This window comes from Roseicyclus persicicus, from assembly GCF_012395815.1.
Lineage (GTDB): Bacteria > Pseudomonadota > Alphaproteobacteria > Rhodobacterales > Rhodobacteraceae > Roseicyclus > Roseicyclus persicicus.
Genome location: NZ_JAAZQQ010000003.1, coordinates 176,073 through 199,436, shown reverse-complemented (window position 1 = coordinate 199,436; position 23,364 = coordinate 176,073). Strand labels below are relative to the sequence as shown.

Sequence of the window (23,364 nt, the reverse complement as noted above, 5' to 3'; positions counted from 1 at the left end):
GCGATGGCCGGGCGCGCCGCGATCCTCGGCCTGTGCCTGGCCGCCCTGAGCTGGACCTCGCCCGCCATGGCTGAGGAGACGGTGGAACTCCTGTCCTTCGCCGATCTCGAGGGCTGGGCCGAGGACGACCACGCTGCCGCGCTGGCCGTGTTCCGCGCCACCTGCGCCGACATGGAGGGCGCGGACTGGCAGGCGCTCTGCGCGCTGGCCGACACGGCGCCCGACGCCCGCACCTTTTTCGAACTGTTCTTTCGCCCCGTCCTGATCGGCGAGACGCCGGCGCTGTTCACCGGCTACTACGAGCCCGAGCTTGACGGCTCCCGCACGCCCACCGCGCGCTTCCGCTACCCCGTCTACCGCACGCCCCCCGAGGCGCAGGACGGCGTCTGGGTCAGCCGCCGCGAGATCGAGGAAGGGGGGCTTCTGGAGGGGCGCGGGCTGGAAATCGCCTGGGTCGACGACCCGGTGGAGCTGTTCTTTCTGCAGATCCAGGGCTCGGGCCGCATCCGGATGCCCGACGGCTCGGTGATCCGCGTGGGTTACGGCGGCCGCAACGGCCAGCCCTACCGCTCCATCGGGCAGGAGCTGGTGCGCCGCGGCGTCTACGAGCCGCACCAGGTCTCGGCGCAGGTGATCCGCGCCTGGGTGCGCCGCAACCCCGTGGCGGGGCGCGAGCTGCTCTACCACAACCCCTCCTACGTGTTCTTCCGCGAGGTCCGCATCGAGGACCCCGGCCTCGGGCCGCTGGGCGCGATGAACCGCTCGATCACGCCCTTGCGCACCATCGCCGTCGACCCGGCCTTTACCCCCCTTGGCGCGCCGGTCTGGATCGAGAAGGGCGGCGCCGGCCCGATGCGGCGGCTGATGATCGCACAGGACACCGGCGGCGCGATCCGGGGCGCGCAGCGGGCCGACATCTTCTACGGCTTCGGCGATGCGGCCGGCGAGGCGGCGGGCACCATCCGCGACCCCGGGCGCATGGTGGTGCTGCTGCCCATCGAACTGGCGCACGGCCGCGTCCCGGACGCCTGAGCATGGCGCGCCGCGGCAAGAAAACGCTCAGCGCCGAGGACCGCGCGCTGTGGGAACGGGTCGCCCAGACCGCGACGCCCCTCACCCAGAGCACGCGCCTGCACGTGCCCGCGCTCGACACGCCCGCCCCGCCGCGCCCGGTGACGGACCCCGCGCCGCCGCGCGAACGCCTTTCGGCCTTCCGCATCGGCGAAAAGGCCGCGGCCAAGCCCCACCCGCCGCAGCCCCAGCGCGACCTGTCGGCGCGTCTCGCCCATGCCCCCGTGCGGATGGATCACGGGCTTTACCAGAAGCTCCTGCGCGGCAAGCTGAAGCCCGAGGCGCGCATCGACCTGCACGGCATGACGCTGGCCGAGGCGCACCCGGAGCTGATCCGCTTCGTCTTTTCGGCCCACGAGACCGGCAAGCGGCTGGTCCTCGTCATCACCGGCAAGGGCAAGGATCGCGATACCCCCGACCCGATCCCGATCCGCCGGGGCGTGTTGCGCCACCAGGTGCCCGGCTGGCTCCACGCCCCGCCGCTCGGCGCGCTGGTCCTCGACATCCGCGAGGCGCACCAACGCCACGGCGGCGCCGGCGCCTTCTATGTCTATCTCAGGAAAGGCCGCTGAGGCGCGTCAGAGCACGTAGCGCGACAGGTCGGCGCTGCGGGTCAACTCGCCCAGGTTCGTCTCGACGAAGGCCGCATCCACCACCACGGCCTCGCCCCCGCGATCCGGCGCGGTGAAGCTCAGCTCCTCGAACACCCGCTCCATCACGGTGTAAAGCCGCCGCGCGCCGATGTTCTCGACCGTCTGGTTCACGTCGGCCGCGATCTTGGCCAGCGCCGCGATCCCGTCCTCGGTAAAGCTCACCTGCACCTCCTCGGTCGCCATCAGCGCCGAGTATTGCCGCGTCAGCGCGTTGTCCGTTTCGGTCAGGATGCGCACGAAATCGGCCTCGGTCAGCGGCCGCAGGTTCACCCGGATCGGCAGCCGCCCCTGCAGTTCGGGCAGCAGGTCCGAGGGCTTGGCGATGTGGAACGCGCCGGACGCGATGAACAGGATGTGGTCGGTCTTCACCGGCCCGTATTTCGTGGACACGGTCGTGCCCTCGATCAGCGGCAGCAGGTCGCGCTGCACGCCCTCGCGGCTGACGTCGCCGCCGCGCACGTCCTGCCGGGCGGCGACCTTGTCGATCTCGTCGATGAAGACGATCCCGTTCTGCTCGACCGCGCGCAGCGCCTCCTTGGTCACCATCTCGGCGTCGAGCAGCTTGTCGGCCTCCTCCTCGATCAGGAGATCATAGCTGGCGGCCACGGTCATCCGACGCCGCACCCGCCGCTGGCCGAAGGCCTTCCCGAACAGGTCGCCGAGGTTCATCATCCCCCCGCCCATGCCCGGCTGGCCGGGGATCTCGAAGCCGCCCATCGGGGTCGAGGTGTCGGCCACCTCCAGCTCGATCATCGTATCGTCCAGCTCCCCCGACCGCAGCTTCCGCCGGAACATCTCCCGCGTCTGCTCGCGCGCGCCCTCGCCGGCCAGTGCCTCGATCACCCGCTCCTCGGCGGCGGAATGGGCCTTGGCCCTGACCTCGTCCCGCATCCCCTCGCGCACCATCACCTGCGCGGCGTCCACCAGGTCGCGGATGATCTGCTCCACGTCCCGGCCGACATAGCCGACCTCGGTGTATTTCGTCGCCTCAACCTTGATGAAGGGCGCGCGCGCCAGCTTGGCCAGCCGCCGCGAGATCTCGGTCTTGCCGACACCCGTGGGCCCGATCATCAGGATGTTCTTGGGGTAGACCTCTTCCCTCAGGTCGTCGCCCAGCTGCTTGCGCCGCCAGCGGTTGCGCAGCGCCACGGCCACGGCGCGCTTGGCGTCCTTCTGGCCGATGATGAAGCGGTCCAGCTCGGACACGATTTCGCGGGGGGTCAGGTCGGTCATCGGCGAAGGGTCTCCACCGTCAGGTTGCCGTTGGTGTAGACGCAGATGTCGGCCGCGATCGCCATCGCCTTGCGGGCGACGGTCTCGGCGTCGGCGTCGGTGTCGATCAGGGCGCGCGCGGCGGCCAGCGCGTACATCCCGCCCGACCCGATGGCGGCGATCCCGTGCTCGGGTTCCAGCACGTCGCCCGCGCCGGTGATGACATACAGTTCGCTGCCGTCGGTGACGATCAGCATCGCCTCGAGCTTTTGCAGGTACTTGTCGGTGCGCCAGTCCTTGGCCAGTTCGACGCAGCCGCGCTGCAGCTGCCCCGGCGTCGCCTCGAGCTTCTTTTCCAGCCGCTCCAGCAGGGTGAAGGCATCCGCCGTCGACCCGGCGAAGCCCGCCACCACGTCATGCCCGCCGGGCGACAGCCGCCGCACCTTGCGCGCGCTGCCCTTGATGACGGTCTGGCCCAGGCTCACCTGCCCGTCGCCCGCGACGACCACCTCGCCGCCCTTGCGGACGCCGATGATCGTGGTGCCGTGCCAGCCGGGGAAATCGCTGTCTGCCATGGGGCCTCCGTCGGTTTGGACCTATATGGCGGGCGGGGCGGGAGGCTGCAACCGGGGTGGGGACGTCCCGTAGACCGGGCCTTGGCCCGGGACACGCGGCGCAACCGGGCCAAGGCCCGGTCTACGCCCGCCACCCCTTCCGCCGCGGCACGCGCACGGCGAGCATCGGCATCAGCCACGGCCCCCGGAACCGGTCGAGGTCCAGCGCCTCGAACACGCCCACCGTCTCCTCGCCGTTGATCTTCGTCTGCACCGCGGCGCGGTTGTAGAACGGCGCGTCCAGCATCGCCTTGACCTGCCGCGGCGCATAGCCCGCGTCGGCCCGCGTCTCGCGCCGCACCAGCCAGCCCGGCCGTTTCAGCCGCGCCTTGGGCGGCATGGGGATCGCACGCGGCGTCCCGTCCTCGGCAAAGCCGATGGCGGCGGCCAGTTCCGTGCCGTCCCGCCGCTGGGCGTCGTAGAAACAGGCCGCCCCGTCGCGCAGAGGAAACCGCCCCCAGGTCCAGTAGCTGAAATCCGCCTCCAGCGCCCGCGTCCCGAAATTCGCGTCGAAATAGCCGTGGCCGGTCCAGCTCCAGCCGGGCCGGTTCAGCCGCACCTCGATGTCGGCCTTGGGCGCGAAGGGGCGCCAGACATGCGCGCCGTCCGGGGTCAGCGCCATTTCCACCTGCGTCAGCGCGGCGGGCCGCACGATCACCTCGCCGGTCACGCGCTGGGCGTGGGGGGTCGACATCTCCTCCACCTCGATGCGCAAATGATCGCCGGCCCAGACCATGGCCGAGGGCCCGATCTGCAGCCGGTCGCGGCTCAGGCCCAGCGCCGCCGCGCCGCGGTCGGTCATCGTCCAGCGCCCGCCGCGGCCGTAGGTGACGACGTTCAGGCAGCAGTGATCGGCCGGGTTGCGCCGCCCGCTCCAGCGATACCAGGGCGAAAAGACCGACCCTATGAAGCCGATGATGGAGATGGCCCGCTCGCCATCGTCGCTGATGCCGTCGACATACCACCAGGCATAGCCGTCGGGCGGAACGTCGAGGTCGAAGCAAGGTCGCTCAAGATCGCCGCGACCGCGTGCTGGCCGGAGAGGCAGGCCATCGGAACGCCCGCCCCCGGATGCGCCCCGCCCCCCGCCAGGTACAGGCCGGCCAGCCGGGTCCGCGCCGTGGGGCGCTGGAAGGTCGCCATCATCCCATGTGGGCTCAGCCCGTACAGGGAACCGTCCGACCCGGGAAAGGCCCGGTCGAAATCCCCCGGCATGGTCAGGGCGGTCACGTCCGGCGTCGGCGAGAACCTCAGCCCCATCCGCGCCAGCGTTTCGAAGGTACGTATCCGGCATGTGTAGCTGTCCTCCGGCGTCGAGGGGTGCCCGGGCGGGCCGTTCAGGATGATCTCGAAGCGCTCGGGCCCGGTCGGGGCTGTGCCGCCCCGGTCCTGCGCGCAGACGTAAAGCGTACCGTCCTCGGGCATCCGCCCGGCGGCGAGGTCGTCGAATTCCCGCCGCGGGTCGGCGCAGAAGAACACGTTGTGGTGCGCAAGCTCCACCCCGGCGGGCCGCGCCGCAAAGCCCCAGACGAAGGCCGACAGGCTGCGGCTGCGGACACCGGCGGCGGGCACGGCGGCGGCCACCGCGTGGCCCAGCAGCCGGTCGGTCAGCGCCTTGGGGTCGCCGTTGAACACCACCAGATCGGCGGGCAGCCGGGTGTCGTCAGCCAGATGCACCGCGCAGACGCGGCCATCCTGCTGCTCGATCCGCGCCGCCCGGGCGTTGAAGCGGAACCGCGCGCCTTTCGTCTCGGCCAGCCGGTGCATCGCCTGCGCCAGCCGGTGCATCCCGCCCTCGACCCGCCAGACGCCGCTGGCCTCGGAATGCCAGATCAGGCCCAGGACGGCGGGGCTGCGGTAGGGGGAGCCGCCGACATAGGTGGCGTAGCGCCCGAACAGTTGCCGCAGCCGCGGGTCGGTGAACTGCGCGGCGAGGCTTGCGGCCAGGCTCCGCCCCGGCGCCAGCGCCGGGATCAGCCCGGGGGAGGCCAGAACCTGCGCCGTCAGACGCGCGAGGCCGGGCCTGGGCGCGTGCATCACGGGCGCCTCGAATGCCTCGTACAGCCTACGGGCGCGGTCCGAGAATCGGCGGAACTGCCGTTCGCCCTGCGGCCCGGCAAAGGCGCGCACCGCGGCGGCGCTGCGCTCGGCGTCGGAATGGAGGTCGAGGCTGGAGCCGTCCGGCCAGAAATGCCGCGCCAGGATCTCGTCCGGGATCAGCCGGACATGGTCGGACAGGCGTTCGCCCACATCGGCAAACAACGTCTCGAACATGCCTTTCAGGGTCATGACCGTGGGCCCGATGTCGGCCGGGCCGGCCACCGTGTCGCGCGTGCGCATCTTGCCGCCGGGCCCCGGCGCCATGTCGACCACCGTCACCGACAGCCCCGCATGGGCCAGCCGCAGCGCAGCCGACAGACCGCCCACGCCAGCGCCGATCACGACCGCGCGGATCGGGGAAACTGTCACGATCTTCTCCTCGGCAAGTGTCAATTCATGTTGACAGTTTGCAGGCGTTTGTCCACCCTGATTTACAACAGACCTGTCAGTCTGCCCAGATTCTTTCCCGACAGAGGGGGGCGCGCATGTCCTTGAAACCCCGGATCGAAGCGGCCATCGCCAGCGCCATCCGCGAGGGGCAGGCCGGCGCCGCGCCGCCCAAGCTCGCCGCCGCGCTCGACTACGCGGTGAACCCGGGCGGCGCCCGCATCCGCCCGACGATCTGCCTGTCGGTCGCGCTGGCCTGCGGCGACCGCACCCCCGCGCTGGCGGATGCAGCGGCCACCGCGATCGAACTGATCCACTGCGCCAGCCTCGTCCACGACGACATGCCCTGCTTCGACAACGCCGACACCCGGCGCGGCAAGCCCACCGTGCACCGCGCCTATGGCGAGCCGCTGGCGCTGCTGACGGGCGATTCGCTCATCATCATGGCCTTCGAGGTGCTGGCCCGCGCCGCCGCGACCGATCCCGCCCGCGCCGTCCACCTGATACGCCTGCTTGGCTCCTCTACCGGGATGCCGGGCGGCATCTGTGCGGGCCAGGGCTGGGAAAGCGAGGCGCAGATCGACCTGTCGGCCTACCACCGTGCCAAGACCGGCGCGCTGTTCGTGGCCGCCACCCGCATGGGCGCCGCCGCCGCCGGGCAGGACAGCGAACCCTGGACCGAACTGGGTGCCCGCATCGGCGAGGCGTTCCAGGTCGCCGACGACCTGCGCGACGCGCTCTACGACGAACAGACGCTGGGCAAGCCCGCCCACCAGGACGAGATCAACGGCCGCCCCAACGCCGTGTCGCAGCTGGGCGTGCGCGGCGCGATCCGGCGGCTGGAGGACATCCTGTCGGGCGCCATCGCCTCGATCCCGTCCTGCCCCGGCGAGGCGATGCTGGCCGAGATGGTCCGCAAGACCGCCGAACGGCTGACCCCCGTCCTGCCCGCGCATCAGACCGTGTGACGCCATGGCGGTCGCCGATCCCAGCGACCTCGACAAGCCCCGCCTGCGGGACCGGCTTTATGCCTGGCGTACGGGTCTGCTGCGTTCGCGCCGGTTCCAGACGCTGGCCGCGCGCACGCCCCTTGCCGCCCGGGTGGCGCGCAAGGACGGCGAGGCGCTGTTCGACCTGGTGGCCGGCTTCCTGCACAGCCAGGTGCTGATGGCCTTCGTCGAGCTGGACCTGGCCGAGCATCTGGCGCACCAGCCGCGCAGGGTCGAGTCGCTGGCGCTGCGCACCGGCGTGAACCCCGACCGGATGCGCGTGCTGTGCCAGGCCGCCGCCGCGCTGGGGCTGATGACGCGGCAGCGCGATGGCCGCTACGCGCTGGGCCGGCTGGGCGCCGCGCTGCCGGGGATCCCCGGTCTCATGCAGATGATCCGGCACCATGACGTGCTCTACCGCGACATGGCCGACCCGGTCGCCTTCTTCCGCGACGCGCCCGCGACCGAGCTGGCGGCGTTCTGGCCCTATGTCTTCGGCGCCTCGGGCCCGATCGACCCCGCCACCGCCGCGACCTATTCCGAGCTGATGGCCGAAAGCCAGACGCTGGTGGCCGAGGAGGCGCTGCGCGTCCTGGACCTCGGCGGCGTCCGCAGGTTGCTGGACGTCGGCGGCGGCACCGGCGCCTTCCTGACCGCGGTCGGGCAGGCCTGGCCCGAGCCTAAGCTCCACCTCTTCGACCTCCCCCCCGTGATCGGCCCCGCGACCCACCGTTTCGCCGCCGCGGGCCTGGCCGACCGCGCCACCATCACCGGCGGCAGCTTCCGCACCGACGCGCTGCCTGCCGGTGCCGACGCGATCAGCCTGATCCGGGTGCTCTACGACCACGGCGACGCCACCGTGAAGATGCTGCTGGCCAAGGCCCACGCCGCCCTGCCCAGCGGCGGGCGCATCATCGTGTCCGAGCCGATGTCGGGCGGCGCGCGGCCCGACCGCGCGGGGGATGCGTATTTCGGCCTCTACTGCCTCGCCATGGGCACCGGCCGCGCCCGCAGCACAGACGACATCGCGGCGCACCTGGAGGCCGCGGGCTTCACGGATGTGCGGCACCGCAGGACAGCCCGCCCTTTCATCACCTCGGTGGTGGAAGCGCGGAAAGCGTAAAGAAGCGCTGACAGGTATGTCTATTGAGATTGACATACAAGAGTGTCAGGTTAAACTGACAGTCAAGATGCAGCAGGGTCAGGATTCTCTCCTCCACCTGCCAAACGACCGGGAAAGATCCTCGTGAGAACGACTGCCGTCATCCTTCAAGGCCCCCGGACCCTCGGTCTCGGCGAGGTCACGCTGACCGATCCCGGCGAGGGTGACCTGGTCGTCGAGGTGCGCCATTCCGGCATCTCCACCGGCACCGAAAAGCTGTTCTGGTCCGGCCAGATGCCGCCCTTCCCGGGCATGGGCTACCCGCTGGTCCCCGGCTACGAGGCCGCCGGCGAGGTGGTCGAGGCCGCGCCCGGCACCGGCTACAAGGCCGGCGACCGGGTCTTCGTGCCCGGCGCCAACTGCTACGGCGAGGTCAAGGGCCTGTTCGGCGGCGCCGCCCGCCGGCTCGTCACCAAGGCCGACCGCGTGGTCCGCATCGACGCCGGCCTCGGCCCCGAGGGTGCGCTGCTGGCGCTGGCCGCCACGGCCCGCCACGCGCTGGCCGGCATGAACACCCGCCTGCCCGAGCTCATCATCGGCCACGGCGTCTTTGGCCGACTTCTGGCGCGGCTGACGCTGGCCGCGGGCGGCAAGGCCCCGACCGTCTGGGAAATCAACGCCGACCGCCAGGCAGGCGCCACCGGCTACAGCGTCGTCCACCCCGACGACGACGCCAAGCGCGACTACGGCTGCATCTATGATGCGTCCGGCGTGTCGTCGCTGCTCGACACCATGGTCGGCCGGCTGGGCAAGGGCGGCGAGATCGTGCTCGCCGGGTTCTACCCCGAGCCGCTGTCCTTCTCCTTCCCGCCCGCCTTCCTGCGCGAAGCCCGTTTCCGCATCGCCGCGGAATGGACGCGCGAAGACCTGGTCGCCACCCGCGACCTGATCGACCACGGGGCCCTCAGCCTCGGGGGTCTCATCACCCACACCGTTTCCGCCACGCAGGCCGCGAGTGCGTATCAGACCGCGTTCGAAGACCCGGCTTGCCTGAAGATGATCCTCGATTGGGAGAACGCCGCATGAGCCTCGATGTTCCGAACCTGCGCGACTACGACGCCAAGCTCCGCGAAGAAGCCAACGAGCCCACGCTTGAGGTGCCCCAGGGCGAGCCCACGAAGAAGACGCAGATCATCGCGATCTACGGCAAGGGCGGCATCGGCAAGTCCTTCACGCTGGCCAACCTCAGCCACATGATGGCCGAGCAGGGCAAGCGCGTGCTGCTGATCGGCTGCGACCCGAAATCGGATACGACCAGCCTGCTGTTCGGCGGCAAGGCCTGCCCGACCATCATCGAGACCTCGACCCAGAAGAAACTGGCCGGCGAGGAAGTGAAGATCGGCGACGTCTGCTTCAAGCGCGGCGGCGTCTTCGCCATGGAACTCGGCGGGCCCGAGGTCGGCCGCGGCTGCGGCGGGCGGGGCATCATCCACGGCTTCGAGCTGCTGGAAAAGCTGGGCTTCCATGACTGGGATTTCGACTACGTGCTGCTCGACTTCCTGGGCGACGTGGTCTGCGGCGGCTTCGGCCTGCCGATCGCGCGCGACATGGCGCAGAAGGTGATCCTCGTCGGGTCGAACGACCTGCAGTCGCTGTATGTCGCCAACAACGTCTGCTCGGCGGTGGAATATTTCCGCAAGCTCGGCGGCAACGTCGGCGTCGCGGGGCTGGTCATCAACAAGGATGACGGCTCGGGCGAGGCGCAGGCCTTTGCCGAGGCGGTGGGCATCCCGGTGCTGGCCGCCATCCCGCAGGACGACGACCTGCGCAAGAAATCCGCGAACTACCAGATCGTCGGCACAATGGAGAGCCAGTGGGGCGCCCTGTTCGCCGCGCTGGGCGAGAACGTGGCCGTCGCCCCGCCGATGCGCCCCGTGGCGCTGACGCAGGACCAGCTGCTGGAGCTCTTCGACGGGTCGGAAACCGGGGCCGGCATCACGCTGGAACCCGCCAGCGACACCGACATGCGCGGCAAGAACGCGGCGCCGAAGAAATCCCTCGAAGTCATCTACGACCAGGCCTGATCCGATGACCGATGATCCCAGAGAAGTCCGCTACGACGACGCAGCCGACGCCGAGGTGATCCGGGGCGAGGCGCGCGTGGAATCCTGCGACACCGGCGCGGGCACAGCAGCCGTCGACGGCATGGGCTGCCATGCCGGTGCCGGCGAGATGGAAAAGGCCGCCCGCATGGCGGGCAAGTCCGAGATCCTCGACCAGTACGCCAAGGACTACCCGCAAGGTCCGCACGACAAGCCGCAGAGCATGTGCCCCGCCTTCGGGTCGCTCCGCGTGGGCCTCAGGATGCGCCGCACCGCGACCGTGCTGTCGGGCTCGGCCTGCTGCGTCTACGGCCTGACCTTCGTCAGCCATTTCTACGGGGCGCGCCGCTCGGTCGGCTATGTCCCGTTCAATTCGGAAACCCTCGTCACCGGCAAGCTGTTCGAGGACATCCGCGAGGCCGTGCACGAGATGGCCGACCCCGAGCGTTACGACGCCATCGTGGTCACCAACCTCTGCGTGCCGACCGCCTCGGGGGTGCCGCTGCGGCTGTTGCCGAACGAGATCAACGGGGTCCGGATCGTCGGCATCGACGTTCCGGGGTTCGGAGTGCCGACCCATGCCGAGGCCAAGGATGTCCTCGCCGGGGCGATGCTCAACTATGCCCGACGGGAGGTGGAGGCCGGTCCAGTCCAAGCCCCCGTCTCGGGTAAATCAGACCGTCCGACAGTGACCCTGTTGGGCGAAATGTTCCCTGCGGACCCTCTGGGTATCGGAGGGATGCTCGCGCCACTCGGTCTGGCGGCAGGTCCGGTCGTTCCCTGCCGTGAGTGGCGCGAGCTCTATTCCGCGTTGGAGTCCCAGGTGGTGGCCGCGATCCACCCCTTCTACACCGCCGCCATCCGCGAATTCGAAGCGGCCGGGCGGACGATCGTGGGCTCCGCGCCCGTGGGCCATGACGGCACCGCGGCCTGGCTCGCCGCCATCGGCGACGCCTACGGCGTGCCCGCCGACAGGGTGGCCGCCGCGCAGAACGCCTTCCTGCCCGCCATCAAGGCGGCGCTGGCCTCCGTCCCGGTCAAGGGCACCATCACGCTGTCGGGCTACGAAGGCTCCGAGCTGCTGGTGGCGCGCCTGCTGATCGAGAGCGGCGCGGATGTCGCCTATGTCGGCTCGGCCTGCCCCAAGACGCGCTGGTCGAAGCCGGACGTGGAGTGGCTGGAATCCAAGGGCGTGAAGGTCAAGTTCCGCGCCTCGCTCGAGGATGACTGCGCTGCGATGGAGGCCATCAAGCCCGACCTCGCCATCGGCACCACGCCCGTGGTGCAGAAGGGCAAGGAGATGGGCATCCCCTCGCTCTATTTCACCAACCTGATTTCCGCGCGGCCGCTGTTCGGGCCCGCCGGGGCGGGCTCGCTGGGCCAGGTCGTGAACGCCGCGATGGCGAACAAGGGCCGCATGGACCACATGAAGGAATTCTTCGCCGGCGTCGGCGAAGGCGACACCGCCGGCATCTGGGAAGGCGCGCCGAACCTGCGCCCCGACTTCCGGGCGCAGCATCAGAAGAAGCTCGACAAGCTGGCCCGCGCGGCCAAGGCCGAGGAGATGATCTGATGCTGATCCAGGATCATGACCGCGCCGGGGGCTACTGGGGGTCCGTCTACGCCTTTACCGCCGTGAAGGGCCTTCAGGTCATCATCGACGGCCCGGTGGGTTGCGAGAACCTGCCCGTCACCTCCGTCCTGCACTACACCGACGCCCTGCCGCCGCACGAGCTGCCCATCGTGGTGACCGGGCTGGCCGAAGAGGAGCTGGGCCGCGACGGCACCGAGGGTGCGATGAAGCGCGCCTGGGAGGTTCTGGACCCGGCGCTGCCCTCCGTCGTCGTCACCGGCTCCATCGCCGAGATGATCGGCGGGGGCGTGACGCCCATGGGCACCAACATCCAGCGCTTCCTGCCGCGCACCATCGACGAGGACCAGTGGGAAAGCGCCGACCGCGCGATGACCTGGATCTTCACCGAGTTCGGCATGACCAAGGGCCGGATGCCCCCCGAGAAGAAGCGCGAGGAGGGCGCCGCCCCCCGCGTGAACATCCTCGGGCCGATGTACGGCACCTTCAACATGCCGTCCGACCTCGCCGAGATCCGGCGGCTGGTCGAGGGGATCGGCTGCGAGGTCAACATGGTGATGCCGCTCGGCAGCCACCTGGCCGAGATGCGGAACCTCGTGAACGCGGACGTCAACATCGTGATGTACCGCGAGTTCGGCCGCGGCCTGGCCGAGTGCCTGGGCAAGCCCTACCTGCAGGCGCCGATCGGGGTCGAGTCGACCACGAAGTTCCTGCGGATGCTGGGCGAGTTGACGGGCCTCGACCCCGAGCCCTTCATCGCGAAGGAAAAGCATTCCACGATCAAGCCGGTCTGGGATCTCTGGCGCTCGGTCACGCAGGACTTCTTCGCGACCGCCAGCTTCGGGATCGTCGCCAACGAGACCTACGCCCGCGGCGTGCGGAACTTCCTCGAGAACGACCTCGGCCTGCCCTGCGCCTTCGCGGTCGCCCGCGTGGCGGGGCGCAAGACCGACAACGAACAGGTCCGCGCCCTGGTCAGCCAGAAGCGGCCGCTGATCCTGATGGGGTCGATCAACGAGAAGATGTACCTCGCCGAGATGAGCGCGGGGCATGGGCCGAAGCCGGCCTTCATCCCCGCGAGCTTCCCGGGCGCCGCGATCCGGCGCGCCACCGGCACGCCCTTCATGGGCTACGCGGGCGCGACCTACATGCTGCAGGAGGTCTGCAACGGCCTCTTCGACGCGCTGTTCCACATCCTGCCGCTGGGCAGCCAGCTCGACAGCGTCGAGGCCACCCCCACCACGCTGCGCCGCGATTTCCCCTGGGACGCGGACGCGCAGATGCTGCTCGACCGCATCGTGGCCGAGCACCCGGTTCTGACCCGCATTTCCGCCGCCAAGACGCTGCGCGACGCCGCCGAAAAGGCCGCGCTGGCGAACGGGGCGGAGCGGGTGATGAAGGATACCGTCCGGGCGCTTGCCCCGGCCGGGTTCGAGTTCAACGAGGGAGAGGAAAGATGACGGACTTCACCTCCGACCACCCGGTCGCCCGGCACAAGCCGCCGCGGACGGAGTTCATGATCTACTTCGGCATCATCTTCCTGGCGACGCTGCCGCTGGCGACCCTGACCTGGGCGCTGGCTGCGATCCGCTCGGGAAGCCTGACCGAGAAAGGGCCGATCAAGCGCGCCTGGAGCCAGGCGCGGATCATCACACCGATGATCTTCTCGGCCTGATACCGGCTCGAACCCGCCTAACAGAGCCTGTCGTCAGACCACAGGCGGGCGGGGGGAGCCAGCACAGCACACTCGGCGTGACGACCGGAGCCGACACGAAGAATTCGCCATATCCCGGGGTGACCCGGGGTGGGGTGGATGGCCGGCAGGGCAATGAGGCCTTGTCGGGGCCCGGCCGCGGGGTTCGCGGCAATCGGTCTAACGTTCCGGAGGAAAGTTAATGGCTGATAATTCCGACCTGTCCTTCACGGGTCTTACCGACGAGCAGGCGCAAGAGCTGCACGCGGTGTACATGAGCGGGCTCTGGCTGTTCTCGGCCGTCGCCCTCGTCGCTCATCTCGCCACGTACATCTGGGCGCCCTGGTTCTGAGGAAGGAGCAACAACATGGCTAAGTTCTACAAGATCTGGCTCATTTTCGACCCCCGCCGCGTGTTCGTGGCCCAGGGCGTCTTCCTGTTCCTTCTCGCGGCGATGATCCACCTGGTGGTTCTCTCGTCCGGTCTGAACTGGTTCGAGTCCGCCGCGGCCACCGCCGGCTTCGGCGGCTGAGCTCGGCCCGTGCCCGCGGGCACGACGACCTTTGCTGCGGGCGGCGCGTGTCCGCCTCGCCCGCAGCGATCCGAACGAGACTTTGACTGACGGCTGACCGGCCTGCCGCCGGGCGACGCCGCCGAACGCGGAGACAGACGCATGGCTTTGCTAAGCTTCGAGAAAAAATATCGCGTCCGCGGAGGGACGCTGATTGGCGGCGATCTGTTCGACTTCTGGGTTGGGCCCTTCTACGTGGGCTTCTTCGGAGTGACGACAGCCTTCTTCGCCTTGCTGGGCACGATCCTGATCTTCTGGGGAGCTGCCATGGATGGCAACTTCAACCCCTGGACGATCAACATCGCGCCCCCTGACCTGAGCTACGGGCTCGGGTTCGCGCCGCTCATGGAAGGCGGCCTGTGGCAGATCATCACCTTCTGCGCGGTCGGGGCCTTCGTGTCCTGGGCGCTGCGCGAGGTCGAGATCTGCCGAAAGCTCGGCATGGGCTACCACGTCCCCTTCGCGTTCAGCTTCGCGATTCTGGCCTATGTCACGCTGGTGGTGTTCCGGCCGCTGCTGATGGGCGCCTGGGGCCATGGCTTTCCCTACGGCATCTTCAGCCACCTCGACTGGGTGTCGAACGTCGGCTACGCCTACCTGCACTTCCACTACAACCCGGCCCACATGATCGCGGTGTCGTTCTTCTTTGCGACGACCTTCGCGCTCGCGCTGCACGGTGGCCTGATCCTGTCGGCGGCCAACCCCGAGAAGGGCGAGGAAGCCAAGACCCCGGACCACGAGGACACCTTCTTCCGCGACTTCATCGGCTACTCGATCGGCACCCTGGGCATCCACCGCCTCGGCCTGCTGCTCGCGCTGAACGCGGGGTTCTGGAGCGCGGTCTGCATCATCATCTCCGGCCCGGTCTGGACCTCCGGCTGGCCCGAGTGGTGGAACTGGTGGCTCGAACTGCCGATCTGGCCCGATCCCGGCCCGGTGCATTCGTCCACCTATCTTGAGACCTACGGCACGAACGCGGCCGCAGTCGTCGGGGGGACACAGTGATGGCCTACTTCGAGTATCAGAACATCTTCACCCAGGTGCAGGTGCAGGGCGAGCCCGAGATGGGCATGGCGCTGGCCGACAACATCCAGGGCGGAGAGCGGACCCGCAAGGCGACGTTTTCGACCCTGATCGGCTGGTTCGGCAATGCGCAGCTCGGCCCGATCTACCTCGGCTGGGCGGGCCTCATCAGCCTGGCCACCGGCCTCGCCTGGTTCAACATCGTCGGCTTCAACATGCTGGCGCAGGTGGACTGGTCGATCCCGGAATTCGTGCGGCAGCTGTTCTGGCTGGCGCTCGAGCCTCCGGGCCCGGAGCATGGCCTCTCCATGCCGCCGCTGAATGACGGGGGCTGGTACATCATCGCGAGCTTCTTCCTGCTCGTCTCGGTGATGATGTGGTGGGTCCGCACCTACCTCCTGGCCGCGCAGCACAAGATGGGCAAGCACATCGCCTGGGCCTTCCTGGCCGCCATCTGGCTGTTCCTCGTCCTCGGCCTGTTCCGTCCCATCCTGATGGGATCCTGGAGCGAGGCGGTGCCCTACGGCATCTTCCCGCACCTCGACTGGACCACCGCCTTCTCGATCCGCTACGGGAACCTCTACTACAACCCGTTCCACGCGCTCTCGATCGTGTTCCTCTACGGCTCCGTCCTGCTCTTCGCGATGCACGGCGCCACCATCCTGGCCGTCTCCCGCTACGGCGGCGACCGGGAGCTGGAGCAGATCTACGACCGCGGCACGGCATCCGAGCGGGCTGGCCTGTTCTGGCGCTGGACCATGGGCTTCAACGCCACCATGGAAGGCATCCATCGCTGGGCCTGGTGGTTCGCGGTCCTGACCCCGATCACCGGCGGCATCGGCATCCTTCTTACCGGCACCGTCGTGGACAACTGGTTCATCTGGGCCATCGAACACAACTTCGCCCCCGAATACCTGGGCGCCTACGGCTACGAGGCTTACGGCACCTACGCGGACTTCGGCGGCATTGCGCCGGAAGGGAACTGAGCCATGCTGCCCAAGTGGTTTGACAACTGGAACCGGGACAACCCGACCAACATCTTCGGTCCCGCCATCGCGGTGGGGGTCGCCGGGTCGGCCATCTTCGTCGCCGCCATGATCGTGGCGTGGGGGCAACCCTTCGCCACGGCCAGCCAGCAGACCGGCCCGCGCGGCACCGGCATGCACGTGCAGGAGTTCGTGTCCGATCTGCAGGCGGGGGATCCGGATGTCGCCGGGTTCTTCACCTCCGAGCCGATCGTGCCGGCCGCGGGTGCCGCCGTCGTCGGGGAGGCCGAGGGGGTTCCGCCCTCGCTGGCCAACCTGACGCCGGAGAACTACGAGCGCCTCGTGGCCGCGATGCGCGCCTGGACCGGCATCCCCGACCTGCTCGAGCCGGGGAACGACAGCTACCAGACGCAGGTCGCCTGGTCGATGATCGAGATGACGCAGAACATCAACCAGAACTGGATCGGTCACGTCCAGGCCAACGCGGAGGTGGGGGTGACCTGTTACACCTGCCACCGCGGGCAGCCGGTGCCGAACAACGTCTGGTTCCGCGTCAGCCCCGTGAACTCGAACGTGGCGGGCTGGTCGGCCAACCAGAACCGGGTGACGATGGTGTCCAACTTCACCTCGCTGCCGTCGGATTACCTGGAGACCTACCTGCTGGCCGACGAGGACGGGAACTATGCGCCGATCAACGTGCATGACCTCGAAAGCCGCGTGCAGCAGCAGCCGGGCGACCCGCTGATCCAGCAGACCGAGCGCACCTATGCCTTCATGAACTACTTCGCGAACTCGCTGGGGGTGAACTGTGTGTTCTGTCACAACAGCCGCGCCTTCTACGACCCCGCGCAGGTGACCCCGCAATGGGCCACCGCCTCGCTCGGGATCGCGATGGTTCAGGAGACGCTGGAGCAGTACATCCTACCGCTGCAGGACGTGCTGCCCGCCGAGCGCCTCGGCCCGGTCTACGCCGACGTGCCCAAGCTCGCCTGCCGCACCTGCCACCAGGGCGAGCAGCAGCCGCTCAACGGCCTGAACGTGATCCGCAACTGGCCCGAGCTGGCCGTCCTCGACGGCGAGCCGGACTACTCGGCCTTCGAGTAGGGCCGGTGCGGGCCGCGGCCCATATCCGATCCGGCCCGGGGCGGCACCCGTCGCCCCCGGCCAAGACGGACCCTTGCGTCCCTTCGTGAGGTTTCCTGGTGCCGCGGGCAGGACAGACCCTGCTCGCGGCCTTTTTCGTCTCTGAACCGCCGGTTCGGGAGGACCAGCAAAATGACCGACAGACCCCACACCCCCGTCCTTGACCGTGTCACCTTCCCCGCGGACCTGCGCCGCCTGTCCGATGGCGAGCTCAGGCAATGCGCCGACGAGCTCCGCGCCGAGGTGATCTCGGCCGTGTCGGAAACCGGCGGGCACCTGGGATCCTCGCTCGGGGTCGTCGAGCTGACCGTCGCCATCCACGCCGTGTTCAACACCCCCTATGACAAGCTGGTCTGGGACGTCGGGCACCAGTGCTACCCGCACAAGATCGTCACCGGCCGCCGCGACCGCATCCGCACCTTGCGCCAGAAGGACGGGCTGTCGGGCTTCACCAAGCGCGCCGAGAGCGACTACGACCCCTTCGGCGCCGCCCATTCCTCCACCTCGATCTCCGCCGCGCTGGGCTTTGCCATGGCGCGCGAGATGGGGCAGGCGACGGGCGACGCGATCGCCGTGATCGGCGACGGCTCGATCAGCGCCGGCATGGCCTACGAGGCGCTGAACAACGCGGGCCATTTGGGCCGGCGGCTCTTCGTCATCCTGAACGACAACGACATGTCCATCGCCCCGCCCACCGGCGCGATGTCGAGCTACCTGGCGGGGCTGGCCAAGAACTCGCCGCTCGCCGCGCTCAAGGACATCGCGGACGGCGTCGCCGCCCACCTGCCCGAGCCGCTGCGCCAGGGCGCCGAACGGGCGCGCGAACTGGTCACCGGCGCGCCCAAGTCGGCCACGCTGTTCGAGCACCTCGGCTTCACCTACATCGGCCCGGTCGACGGGCATGACATGGGGCAGCTCCTGAACGTGCTGCGGTCGGCCAAGGCGCGCGCGACGGGCCCGGTGCTGATCCACGCCGTGACCGTGAAGGGCAAGGGCTACGCCCCCGCCGAGCGGTCCGACGACTGCTACCACGGCGTGAACAAGTTCGACGTGGCCACCGGGGTGCAGAAGAAATCCACCCCCAACGCGCCGGCCTACACCACCGTCTTCGGCCAGTGCCTGACACGCCACGCAGAGACGGATTCCGCCGTCGTCGGCATCACCGCCGCGATGCCCGGGGGCACCGGCCTGAACATCCTGCAGAAGGCGATGCCGGGCCGGGTGTTCGACGTCGGCATCGCGGAACAGCACGCCGTCACCTTCGCCGCCGGGATGGCCGCGGGGGGCATGAAGCCCTTCTGCGCGATCTATTCCAGCTTCCTCCAGCGCGGCTATGACCAGGTGGTCCATGACGTGGCGCTGCAGAACCTGCCCGTCCGGTTCATGATCGACCGCGCGGGGCTGGTCGGGGCCGACGGCCCGACCCATGCCGGCGCCTTCGACATCGGCTTCCTTGCCGCGCTGCCCAACATGACGGTGATGGCCTGCGCCGACGAGGCCGAGATGGTCCACATGATGGCCACGGCCGCCGCCCATGACAGCGGGCCAATCGCCCTGCGTTACCCGCGGGGCGAGGGCACCGGCGTGCCGATGCCCGAAAAGGGCGAGGTGCTGGAGATCGGCCGCGGCCGCGTGCTGCAGGAGGGCCGCGACGTGGCGATCCTTAGCTTCGGCGCGCATCTGCAGGAGGCGACCGAGGCCGCCCGCGCCCTCGAGGCCCGCGGCCTGAGCGTCACCATCGCCGACGCGCGGTTCGCCAAGCCGCTGGACACCGCGCTGGTGGACCGTCTCGTTGCCGGGCATTCCGCGCTGGTCACCGTGGAGCAGGGCGCGATGCTGGGCTTCGGCGCGATCGTGCTGCACCACCTCGCCGCCACCGGCCAGCTCGACCGGGGCGTAGCGATCCGCACGCTGTGCCTGCCGGACCGCTTCATCGACCAGGCAAGCCCCGCCGAGATGTACGCCGCGGCGGGCCTGACCGCGCAGGACATCGCGGCCGCCGCGCTGAACGCGCTGGGCGTGGCCACGCTGCAGGAGAAGGCCCGCGCCTGAGAGGGCGCGGGGCTCAAAATGAAAAGGGGGCGCCCGAGTAGGCGCCCCCTTTGTCTTGTCAGGACTGCTTTACGCGTCCTGAAAGATCACCCCCGCATGGTCGCGCAGGTAGATCTGCAGCCAGGGGGTGAAGCCCTTGGGGCTTTCCATCACGTCGCGGATCAGCGCGCCCAGCGGTTGCCAGATCGTATCCATCACCTCGTCGGGGTTCGGTCGCGGCTCCTGCCCCGGTGGCAACTCGCCCACAAAGATGTCCACAACCTCGTGCTCGATCAGCCCGCCCCCGACATCGGCGCGATATTCGACCGTGTCACGGAATTGCAGAGGGATATCAAACAGCCCCAGCTCCTGCCCCAGTCGCCGCGTGGCGCAGTCGAGCGCCGCCTCGCCCCAGTGCGGATGGGTGCAGCAGGTGTTGGCCCACAACCCAGGGGTGTGATACTTGCCCAGCGCTCGCCTCTGCAGCAGCACTTTGTCGCCCCGCATGAGAAAGACGGAAATCGCCTTGTGCCGGATGCCCTTCACATGGGCCTCCAGCTTTTCCACGGGGGTCAATGTGCCGTTCACCCAGGCCGGGATCATGTCGGTCATACGCGTGTGGCGGGCACGAGGCCCGTCAGGTGGGCGAGGTTCTTGATACCGATCTTGATATGCGCCAAGGGGCGCGCCTTGACCAGTTCCTTGTTCATGTAGGCCTCGAAGGTCAGGCGCTGCACGTCGACGTCGTGGCAGAGGCTGACGAACCGCTCCCGCCGCTCGTCGGACTTGTAGTAGGCGTCCTGCATCGCGCCGAGGATCTTGAACACGCTCTTGTGCTCGCGCATGAACAGCTTCCGCGCCAGCTTGAGGTCCTTGATCATCCCGGTCTGGAGCTTGGTCGCCGCCGCGATGGCCGCCACGCGGCCGCCGACCATGGCGTAGTAGATCCCCTCGCCCGAGGATGGTGCCACGACGCCGGCCGCGTCGCCGGCCAGCACCACGTCGCGCCCGTTGTCCCACTCGTCCAGCGGCTTGAGCGGGATCGGCGCACCCTCCTTGCGGATGGTCTTGCAGTCGGCGAGGCCGGACGCCTCGCGCAGGTCGGCGGTGGCCTTCTTCAGGTCCACCTCGCGCAGGAAGCTGCCCATGCCGATGGAGGCCGATTTGCCGTGCGGGAACACCCAGCCGTAGAAATCGGGGCTGATGCGGCCGTCATAGACCACGTCGCAGCGGTCGGGGTGGTAGTCGCCGCGGGGGCCGGGGGCCTCGACGATCTCGTGGTAGGCGATGACATAGGGGATCTTGTCGCCGCCCTTGATCTCGGTGCGGGCGACGTTGGACCGCGCGCCGTCGGCGCCGATCACCATGCGGGTGGTCAGGACGCGCTCTTCGCCGGTCTCCTTGTCGCGGTAGTGGACATGGGTGCCGGCCTTGTCGCGGGTGATGCCGGTGTAGGTGCCGGTGACGCGCTCGGCCCCCGCCTCGGCGGCGCGGACGCGCAGGAACTCGTCGAAATGCTCGCGGTCGACCATGCCGACGAAGCCGTTCTCGATGGGGATGTCGACCCGGCGGCCGGTGGGCGAGATCATGCGCGCGGTGGTGATCTTGGCCACCAGCTGGTCGTCGGGGATCTGGAAATCGCGGATCAGCCGCGGCGGGATCGCGCCGCCGCAGGGCTTGATCCGGCCCGCGCGGTCGATCAGCGCCACCTTGTGGCCCGAGCGGGCGAGATCATTGGCGGCGGTGGCGCCCGAGGGGCCCCCGCCCACGACGACGACATCGTATTTCATGGTCATTCTCCCGCGACTGCGGCGCGCGTCACCGGCGCCATGGAAACCTTGCCCTCCATCACCCGCAGGGCCATGACGGCCGAGGCGAGGTAGAGAAGCGCTTCAAAGGTGAAGACGGCGCCGAAGGCCGCCGGGTCGGTCATCACGGTCCGGGCGAGATCGGCCAGCGCCGCGCCCGCCAGCCCGCCGAAGCCCGCCGCGATGGCCTGCGCCGCGCCCCAGAGGCCCATCCGCGTGCCTTCGCGCGCGTCGCGCCCCTCGCCGGCCAGCGCCATCATCGACCCGATGGCCGCGACCGCGAACATGCCGTTGAAGAAGCCCATGGTGACCACGGCCGGCAGGAGCGGCGCGCCCGGGCCGACCTGGCCCAGCGCGCTGATGCCGATCAGCGCCGCGGCCGAGCCGAGGCAGCCGATGATGACCCAGGCCCGCAGGCTGAGGAGGCGGAGCGCCGTGCCGGCCACGCCGACCACCACCATCCCGAGGAACACGCCGCCGTTCTGCGCGCCCGACAACGTGGTGGACTGGCCGGGGGTGAAGCCGAAGACGAGGCCGGAGTAGGGCTCGAGGATCAGCTCCTGCATGAAATAGGCGGTCATGCTGAGGAACACGAACAGGGTGAAGAGCCGCGCCTTGGGCTCGGCCCAGACCTCGCGCAGACCGTCGAGGAAGGGCGCGCTGGCCTCCTCGGCGCGGGCGACGACGCTGCGCTCGATGCCGATGACGGCGAGGCAGGTAAGGGCGAAGGCGCCCAGCGTGACCACGGCGACCACGGCCATCAGCCGGTCGGGGGAATAGGGGTCGAGGAACTGGCCCGAGACGCCCGCCGTCATGGCGATGCCGAAGATCATCATCAGCCATGTGATCGTCGCCGCCGCGGGCCGGCGCCGTGGCGCCGTGGCGGTGGCCAGCAGCGCCAGCAGCGAGGTGCCCGAGGCGCCCACGCCCACGCCGATGGCGGCATAGGCCAGGATCGACACGATCAGACCCAGGCCCCGCTGCGTCTCCATCAGCACGACGCCATAGGCCGCCGACAGGCCGCCCAGCGCCAGGATAGCCATGCCGCCGATGATCCAGCGCGTGCGCTTGCCGCCGGTGTCGGACTTGTAGCCCCACTGCGGCCGGGTGATCTGGATGCCGTAGTGCAGCGCCACCAGCGCGCCGGGCAGGACGGCGGGCAGCACCAGCTCCACCACCATCAGGCGGTTTAGGGTCGAGGTGGTGAGAACGACGATGGCCCCGAGCGCCATCTGCACGAGGCCGAGGCGGACGATCTGGAGCCAGGACAGCGTCACGGCCAGGCCTCCAGCGTGCGGACGGCGAAGGCGGTGACCATCATGCCCGAGACATAGAGCGTGACGCCGACGCCGTTGTACCAGGGCGCGCGGCCCTTGGGATCGCGCAGCAGCACCTGCATCGCGTAGAGCTGCGCGATCAGCGACACCGCGATGGCGAGGCCGTGCCACGGGCGGTCCCACACACCGTAGAGCAGGACGAAGACGATCAGTTGCGGGATCGCCATGACCACGCAGGCGAGCTTCGCCGCACGTTCGGGGCCGAGCGTGACGGGCAGCGAGTTGACGCCCATCTGGCGGTCGCCCTCCAGCGCCTTGAAATCGTTGAGCGTCATGATGCCGTGCGCGCCGATGCCGTAGAGCAGCGCCACGATGATGACGGGCCAGGACGGCGCGCCCATCGACAGGACGGCGGCGCCGGTGAACCAGGGCAGGGATTCATAGGAGAGGCCCACGAGGCCCGGCCCCCACCAGCCCGACCGCTTCAGCCGGATCGGCTCCACCGAATAGGCCCAGGCGGCTGCGATGGCGACCAGCGTCGCGCCGAAGCCCCAGGGGCCGAGCGCGGTGCCGACCAGCGCGGCGAACCCGGACATGATGAGCGCGATCCAGAGGCCCCAGCGGCCGGGGATGCGCCCGGACGGGATCGGGCGGTGCGGCTCGTTGATCGCGTCGACGTGGCGGTCGCACCAGTCGTTGGCGGCCTGGCTCATCCCGCAGACGATGGGGCCGGCGAGGATGACGCCGAGGATCACCGCGACCCAGTGGCCGGCGGGCGACACGCCCGCGGACACCGCGCCGCAGAGATAGGCCCACATCGGCGGGAACCAGGTGATGGGCTTGAGCAACGTCAGCACGGCCCGGGGTTCGGGAAGGCTGCGTGGCGATGTCGGCGGGGTGAGGTCGGTCGTTACGCTCATGAGTGTCAACATAGCCTGACACTTCGCGAGTCGGCAAGTGTAAACACGCCTTTACGCAACGCAGAAAGGGCCCGCAGGCGGGCCCTTGCCG

Annotated in this window: 23 protein-coding genes; 15 read left to right on the top strand and 8 right to left on the bottom strand. The window is 69.5% G+C overall.

Annotation, left to right across the window (positions count from 1 at the left end):
- Positions 1-3 precede the first annotated feature (3 nt).
- Positions 4-1,032 (top strand): murein transglycosylase A, encoded by a 1,029-nt coding sequence (mltA, locus tag HCU73_RS10835; RefSeq protein ID WP_168623475.1) that lies wholly within the window; start codon positions 4-6, stop codon positions 1,030-1,032.
- A gap of 2 nt (positions 1,033-1,034) precedes the next feature.
- On the top strand, positions 1,035-1,643 hold the full coding sequence (locus HCU73_RS10830; RefSeq protein WP_168623474.1) for a Smr/MutS family protein: 609 nt from the start codon (positions 1,035-1,037) through the stop codon (positions 1,641-1,643).
- A gap of 6 nt (positions 1,644-1,649) precedes the next feature.
- Here the strand turns inward: HCU73_RS10830 and hslU are convergent, their stop codons facing one another.
- The 4 genes from hslU to crtD form a co-directional block, all read right to left on the bottom strand.
- Positions 1,650-2,957 carry an ATP-dependent protease ATPase subunit HslU gene (gene hslU / locus HCU73_RS10825; RefSeq protein ID WP_168623473.1) on the bottom strand — a complete coding sequence of 436 codons (1,308 nt, stop codon included), beginning with the start codon at positions 2,955-2,957 and terminating at the stop codon, positions 1,650-1,652.
- Complete coding sequence (gene hslV / locus HCU73_RS10820) at positions 2,954-3,511, bottom strand: ATP-dependent protease subunit HslV (protein ID WP_168623472.1); 558 nt, start codon at positions 3,509-3,511, stop codon at positions 2,954-2,956. Before hslV ends, hslU begins: the two co-directional genes overlap by 4 nt.
- A gap of 121 nt (positions 3,512-3,632) precedes the next feature.
- Positions 3,633-4,499, bottom strand: a complete 867-nt coding sequence (crtC, locus tag HCU73_RS10815) for a carotenoid 1,2-hydratase (RefSeq protein WP_338052099.1) — start codon at positions 4,497-4,499, stop codon at positions 3,633-3,635.
- The gene (crtD, locus tag HCU73_RS10810) at positions 4,454-6,019 is read right to left on the bottom strand and encodes a 1-hydroxycarotenoid 3,4-desaturase CrtD (protein ID WP_420853578.1); all 1,566 of its coding nucleotides are present in this window, start codon (positions 6,017-6,019) and stop codon (positions 4,454-4,456) included. Before crtD ends, crtC begins: the two co-directional genes overlap by 46 nt.
- Before the next feature lie 116 nt (positions 6,020-6,135).
- Here crtD and HCU73_RS10805 point away from each other — a divergent pair, with 116 nt between their 5' ends.
- The 13 genes from HCU73_RS10805 (at position 6,136) to dxs (ending at position 19,289) form a co-directional block, all read left to right on the top strand.
- Positions 6,136-7,005 (top strand): polyprenyl synthetase family protein, encoded by an 870-nt coding sequence (locus tag HCU73_RS10805; RefSeq protein ID WP_168623471.1) that lies wholly within the window; start codon positions 6,136-6,138, stop codon positions 7,003-7,005.
- 4 nt (positions 7,006-7,009) lie between these two features.
- Positions 7,010-8,149 carry a methyltransferase gene (locus HCU73_RS10800; RefSeq protein ID WP_168623470.1) on the top strand — a complete coding sequence of 380 codons (1,140 nt, stop codon included), beginning with the start codon at positions 7,010-7,012 and terminating at the stop codon, positions 8,147-8,149.
- 123 nt (positions 8,150-8,272) lie between these two features.
- Positions 8,273-9,214, top strand: a complete 942-nt coding sequence (gene bchC, locus HCU73_RS10795; RefSeq protein ID WP_168623469.1) for a chlorophyll synthesis pathway protein BchC — start codon at positions 8,273-8,275, stop codon at positions 9,212-9,214.
- A complete protein-coding gene (locus HCU73_RS10790) occupies positions 9,211-10,212 on the top strand; it encodes a chlorophyllide a reductase iron protein subunit X (RefSeq protein WP_168623468.1) in 1,002 nt (333 codons plus the stop codon). Before bchC ends, HCU73_RS10790 begins: the two co-directional genes overlap by 4 nt.
- 4 nt (positions 10,213-10,216) lie before the next feature.
- Entirely contained in the window at positions 10,217-11,803 is a 1,587-nt protein-coding gene (gene bchY / locus HCU73_RS10785; protein WP_168623467.1) for a chlorophyllide a reductase subunit Y, read from the top strand.
- Complete coding sequence (gene bchZ, locus HCU73_RS10780) at positions 11,803-13,281, top strand: chlorophyllide a reductase subunit Z (RefSeq protein WP_168623466.1); 1,479 nt, start codon at positions 11,803-11,805, stop codon at positions 13,279-13,281. Before bchY ends, bchZ begins: the two co-directional genes overlap by 1 nt.
- Complete coding sequence (pufQ, locus tag HCU73_RS10775; protein WP_168623465.1) at positions 13,278-13,496, top strand: cytochrome PufQ; 219 nt, start codon at positions 13,278-13,280, stop codon at positions 13,494-13,496. The genes bchZ and pufQ overlap by 4 nt, the downstream gene beginning before the upstream one ends.
- 220 nt (positions 13,497-13,716) lie before the next feature.
- Entirely contained in the window at positions 13,717-13,866 is a 150-nt protein-coding gene (gene pufB / locus HCU73_RS10770; RefSeq protein ID WP_109666570.1) for a light-harvesting antenna LH1, beta subunit, read from the top strand.
- Positions 13,867-13,881: 15 nt separating this feature from the next.
- A complete protein-coding gene (gene pufA / locus HCU73_RS10765) occupies positions 13,882-14,046 on the top strand; it encodes a light-harvesting antenna LH1, alpha subunit (protein ID WP_109666569.1) in 165 nt (54 codons plus the stop codon).
- A gap of 141 nt (positions 14,047-14,187) precedes the next feature.
- The gene (gene pufL, locus HCU73_RS10760) at positions 14,188-15,090 is read left to right on the top strand and encodes a photosynthetic reaction center subunit L (protein ID WP_168623464.1); all 903 of its coding nucleotides are present in this window, start codon (positions 14,188-14,190) and stop codon (positions 15,088-15,090) included.
- Entirely contained in the window at positions 15,090-16,094 is a 1,005-nt protein-coding gene (gene pufM, locus HCU73_RS10755; protein ID WP_168623463.1) for a photosynthetic reaction center subunit M, read from the top strand. Before pufL ends, pufM begins: the two co-directional genes overlap by 1 nt.
- A 3-nt stretch (positions 16,095-16,097) precedes the next feature.
- Complete coding sequence (pufC, locus tag HCU73_RS10750; protein ID WP_168623462.1) at positions 16,098-17,198, top strand: photosynthetic reaction center cytochrome PufC; 1,101 nt, start codon at positions 16,098-16,100, stop codon at positions 17,196-17,198.
- A gap of 171 nt (positions 17,199-17,369) precedes the next feature.
- Entirely contained in the window at positions 17,370-19,289 is a 1,920-nt protein-coding gene (gene dxs, locus HCU73_RS10745) for a 1-deoxy-D-xylulose-5-phosphate synthase (RefSeq protein ID WP_168623461.1), read from the top strand.
- A gap of 69 nt (positions 19,290-19,358) precedes the next feature.
- On the opposite strand, the gene idi is transcribed toward dxs, so the two are convergent.
- Genes idi through chlG form a run of 4 tightly spaced genes read right to left on the bottom strand, consistent with a single transcriptional unit; the run spans position 19,359 to position 23,273 of the window.
- A complete protein-coding gene (gene idi / locus HCU73_RS10740) occupies positions 19,359-19,880 on the bottom strand; it encodes an isopentenyl-diphosphate Delta-isomerase (RefSeq protein ID WP_168623460.1) in 522 nt (173 codons plus the stop codon).
- The gene (locus tag HCU73_RS10735; RefSeq protein ID WP_168623459.1) at positions 19,877-21,058 is read right to left on the bottom strand and encodes a geranylgeranyl diphosphate reductase; all 1,182 of its coding nucleotides are present in this window, start codon (positions 21,056-21,058) and stop codon (positions 19,877-19,879) included. The genes idi and HCU73_RS10735 overlap by 4 nt, the downstream gene beginning before the upstream one ends.
- Before the next feature lie 2 nt (positions 21,059-21,060).
- Positions 21,061-22,353: an MFS transporter gene (locus HCU73_RS10730; RefSeq protein WP_168623458.1), complete on the bottom strand. Its 1,293-nt coding sequence runs from the start codon at positions 22,351-22,353 to the stop codon at positions 21,061-21,063.
- On the bottom strand, positions 22,350-23,273 hold the full coding sequence (gene chlG / locus HCU73_RS10725) for a chlorophyll synthase ChlG (protein ID WP_168623457.1): 924 nt from the start codon (positions 23,271-23,273) through the stop codon (positions 22,350-22,352). The genes HCU73_RS10730 and chlG overlap by 4 nt, the downstream gene beginning before the upstream one ends.
- Positions 23,274-23,364: the final 91 nt, after the last annotated feature.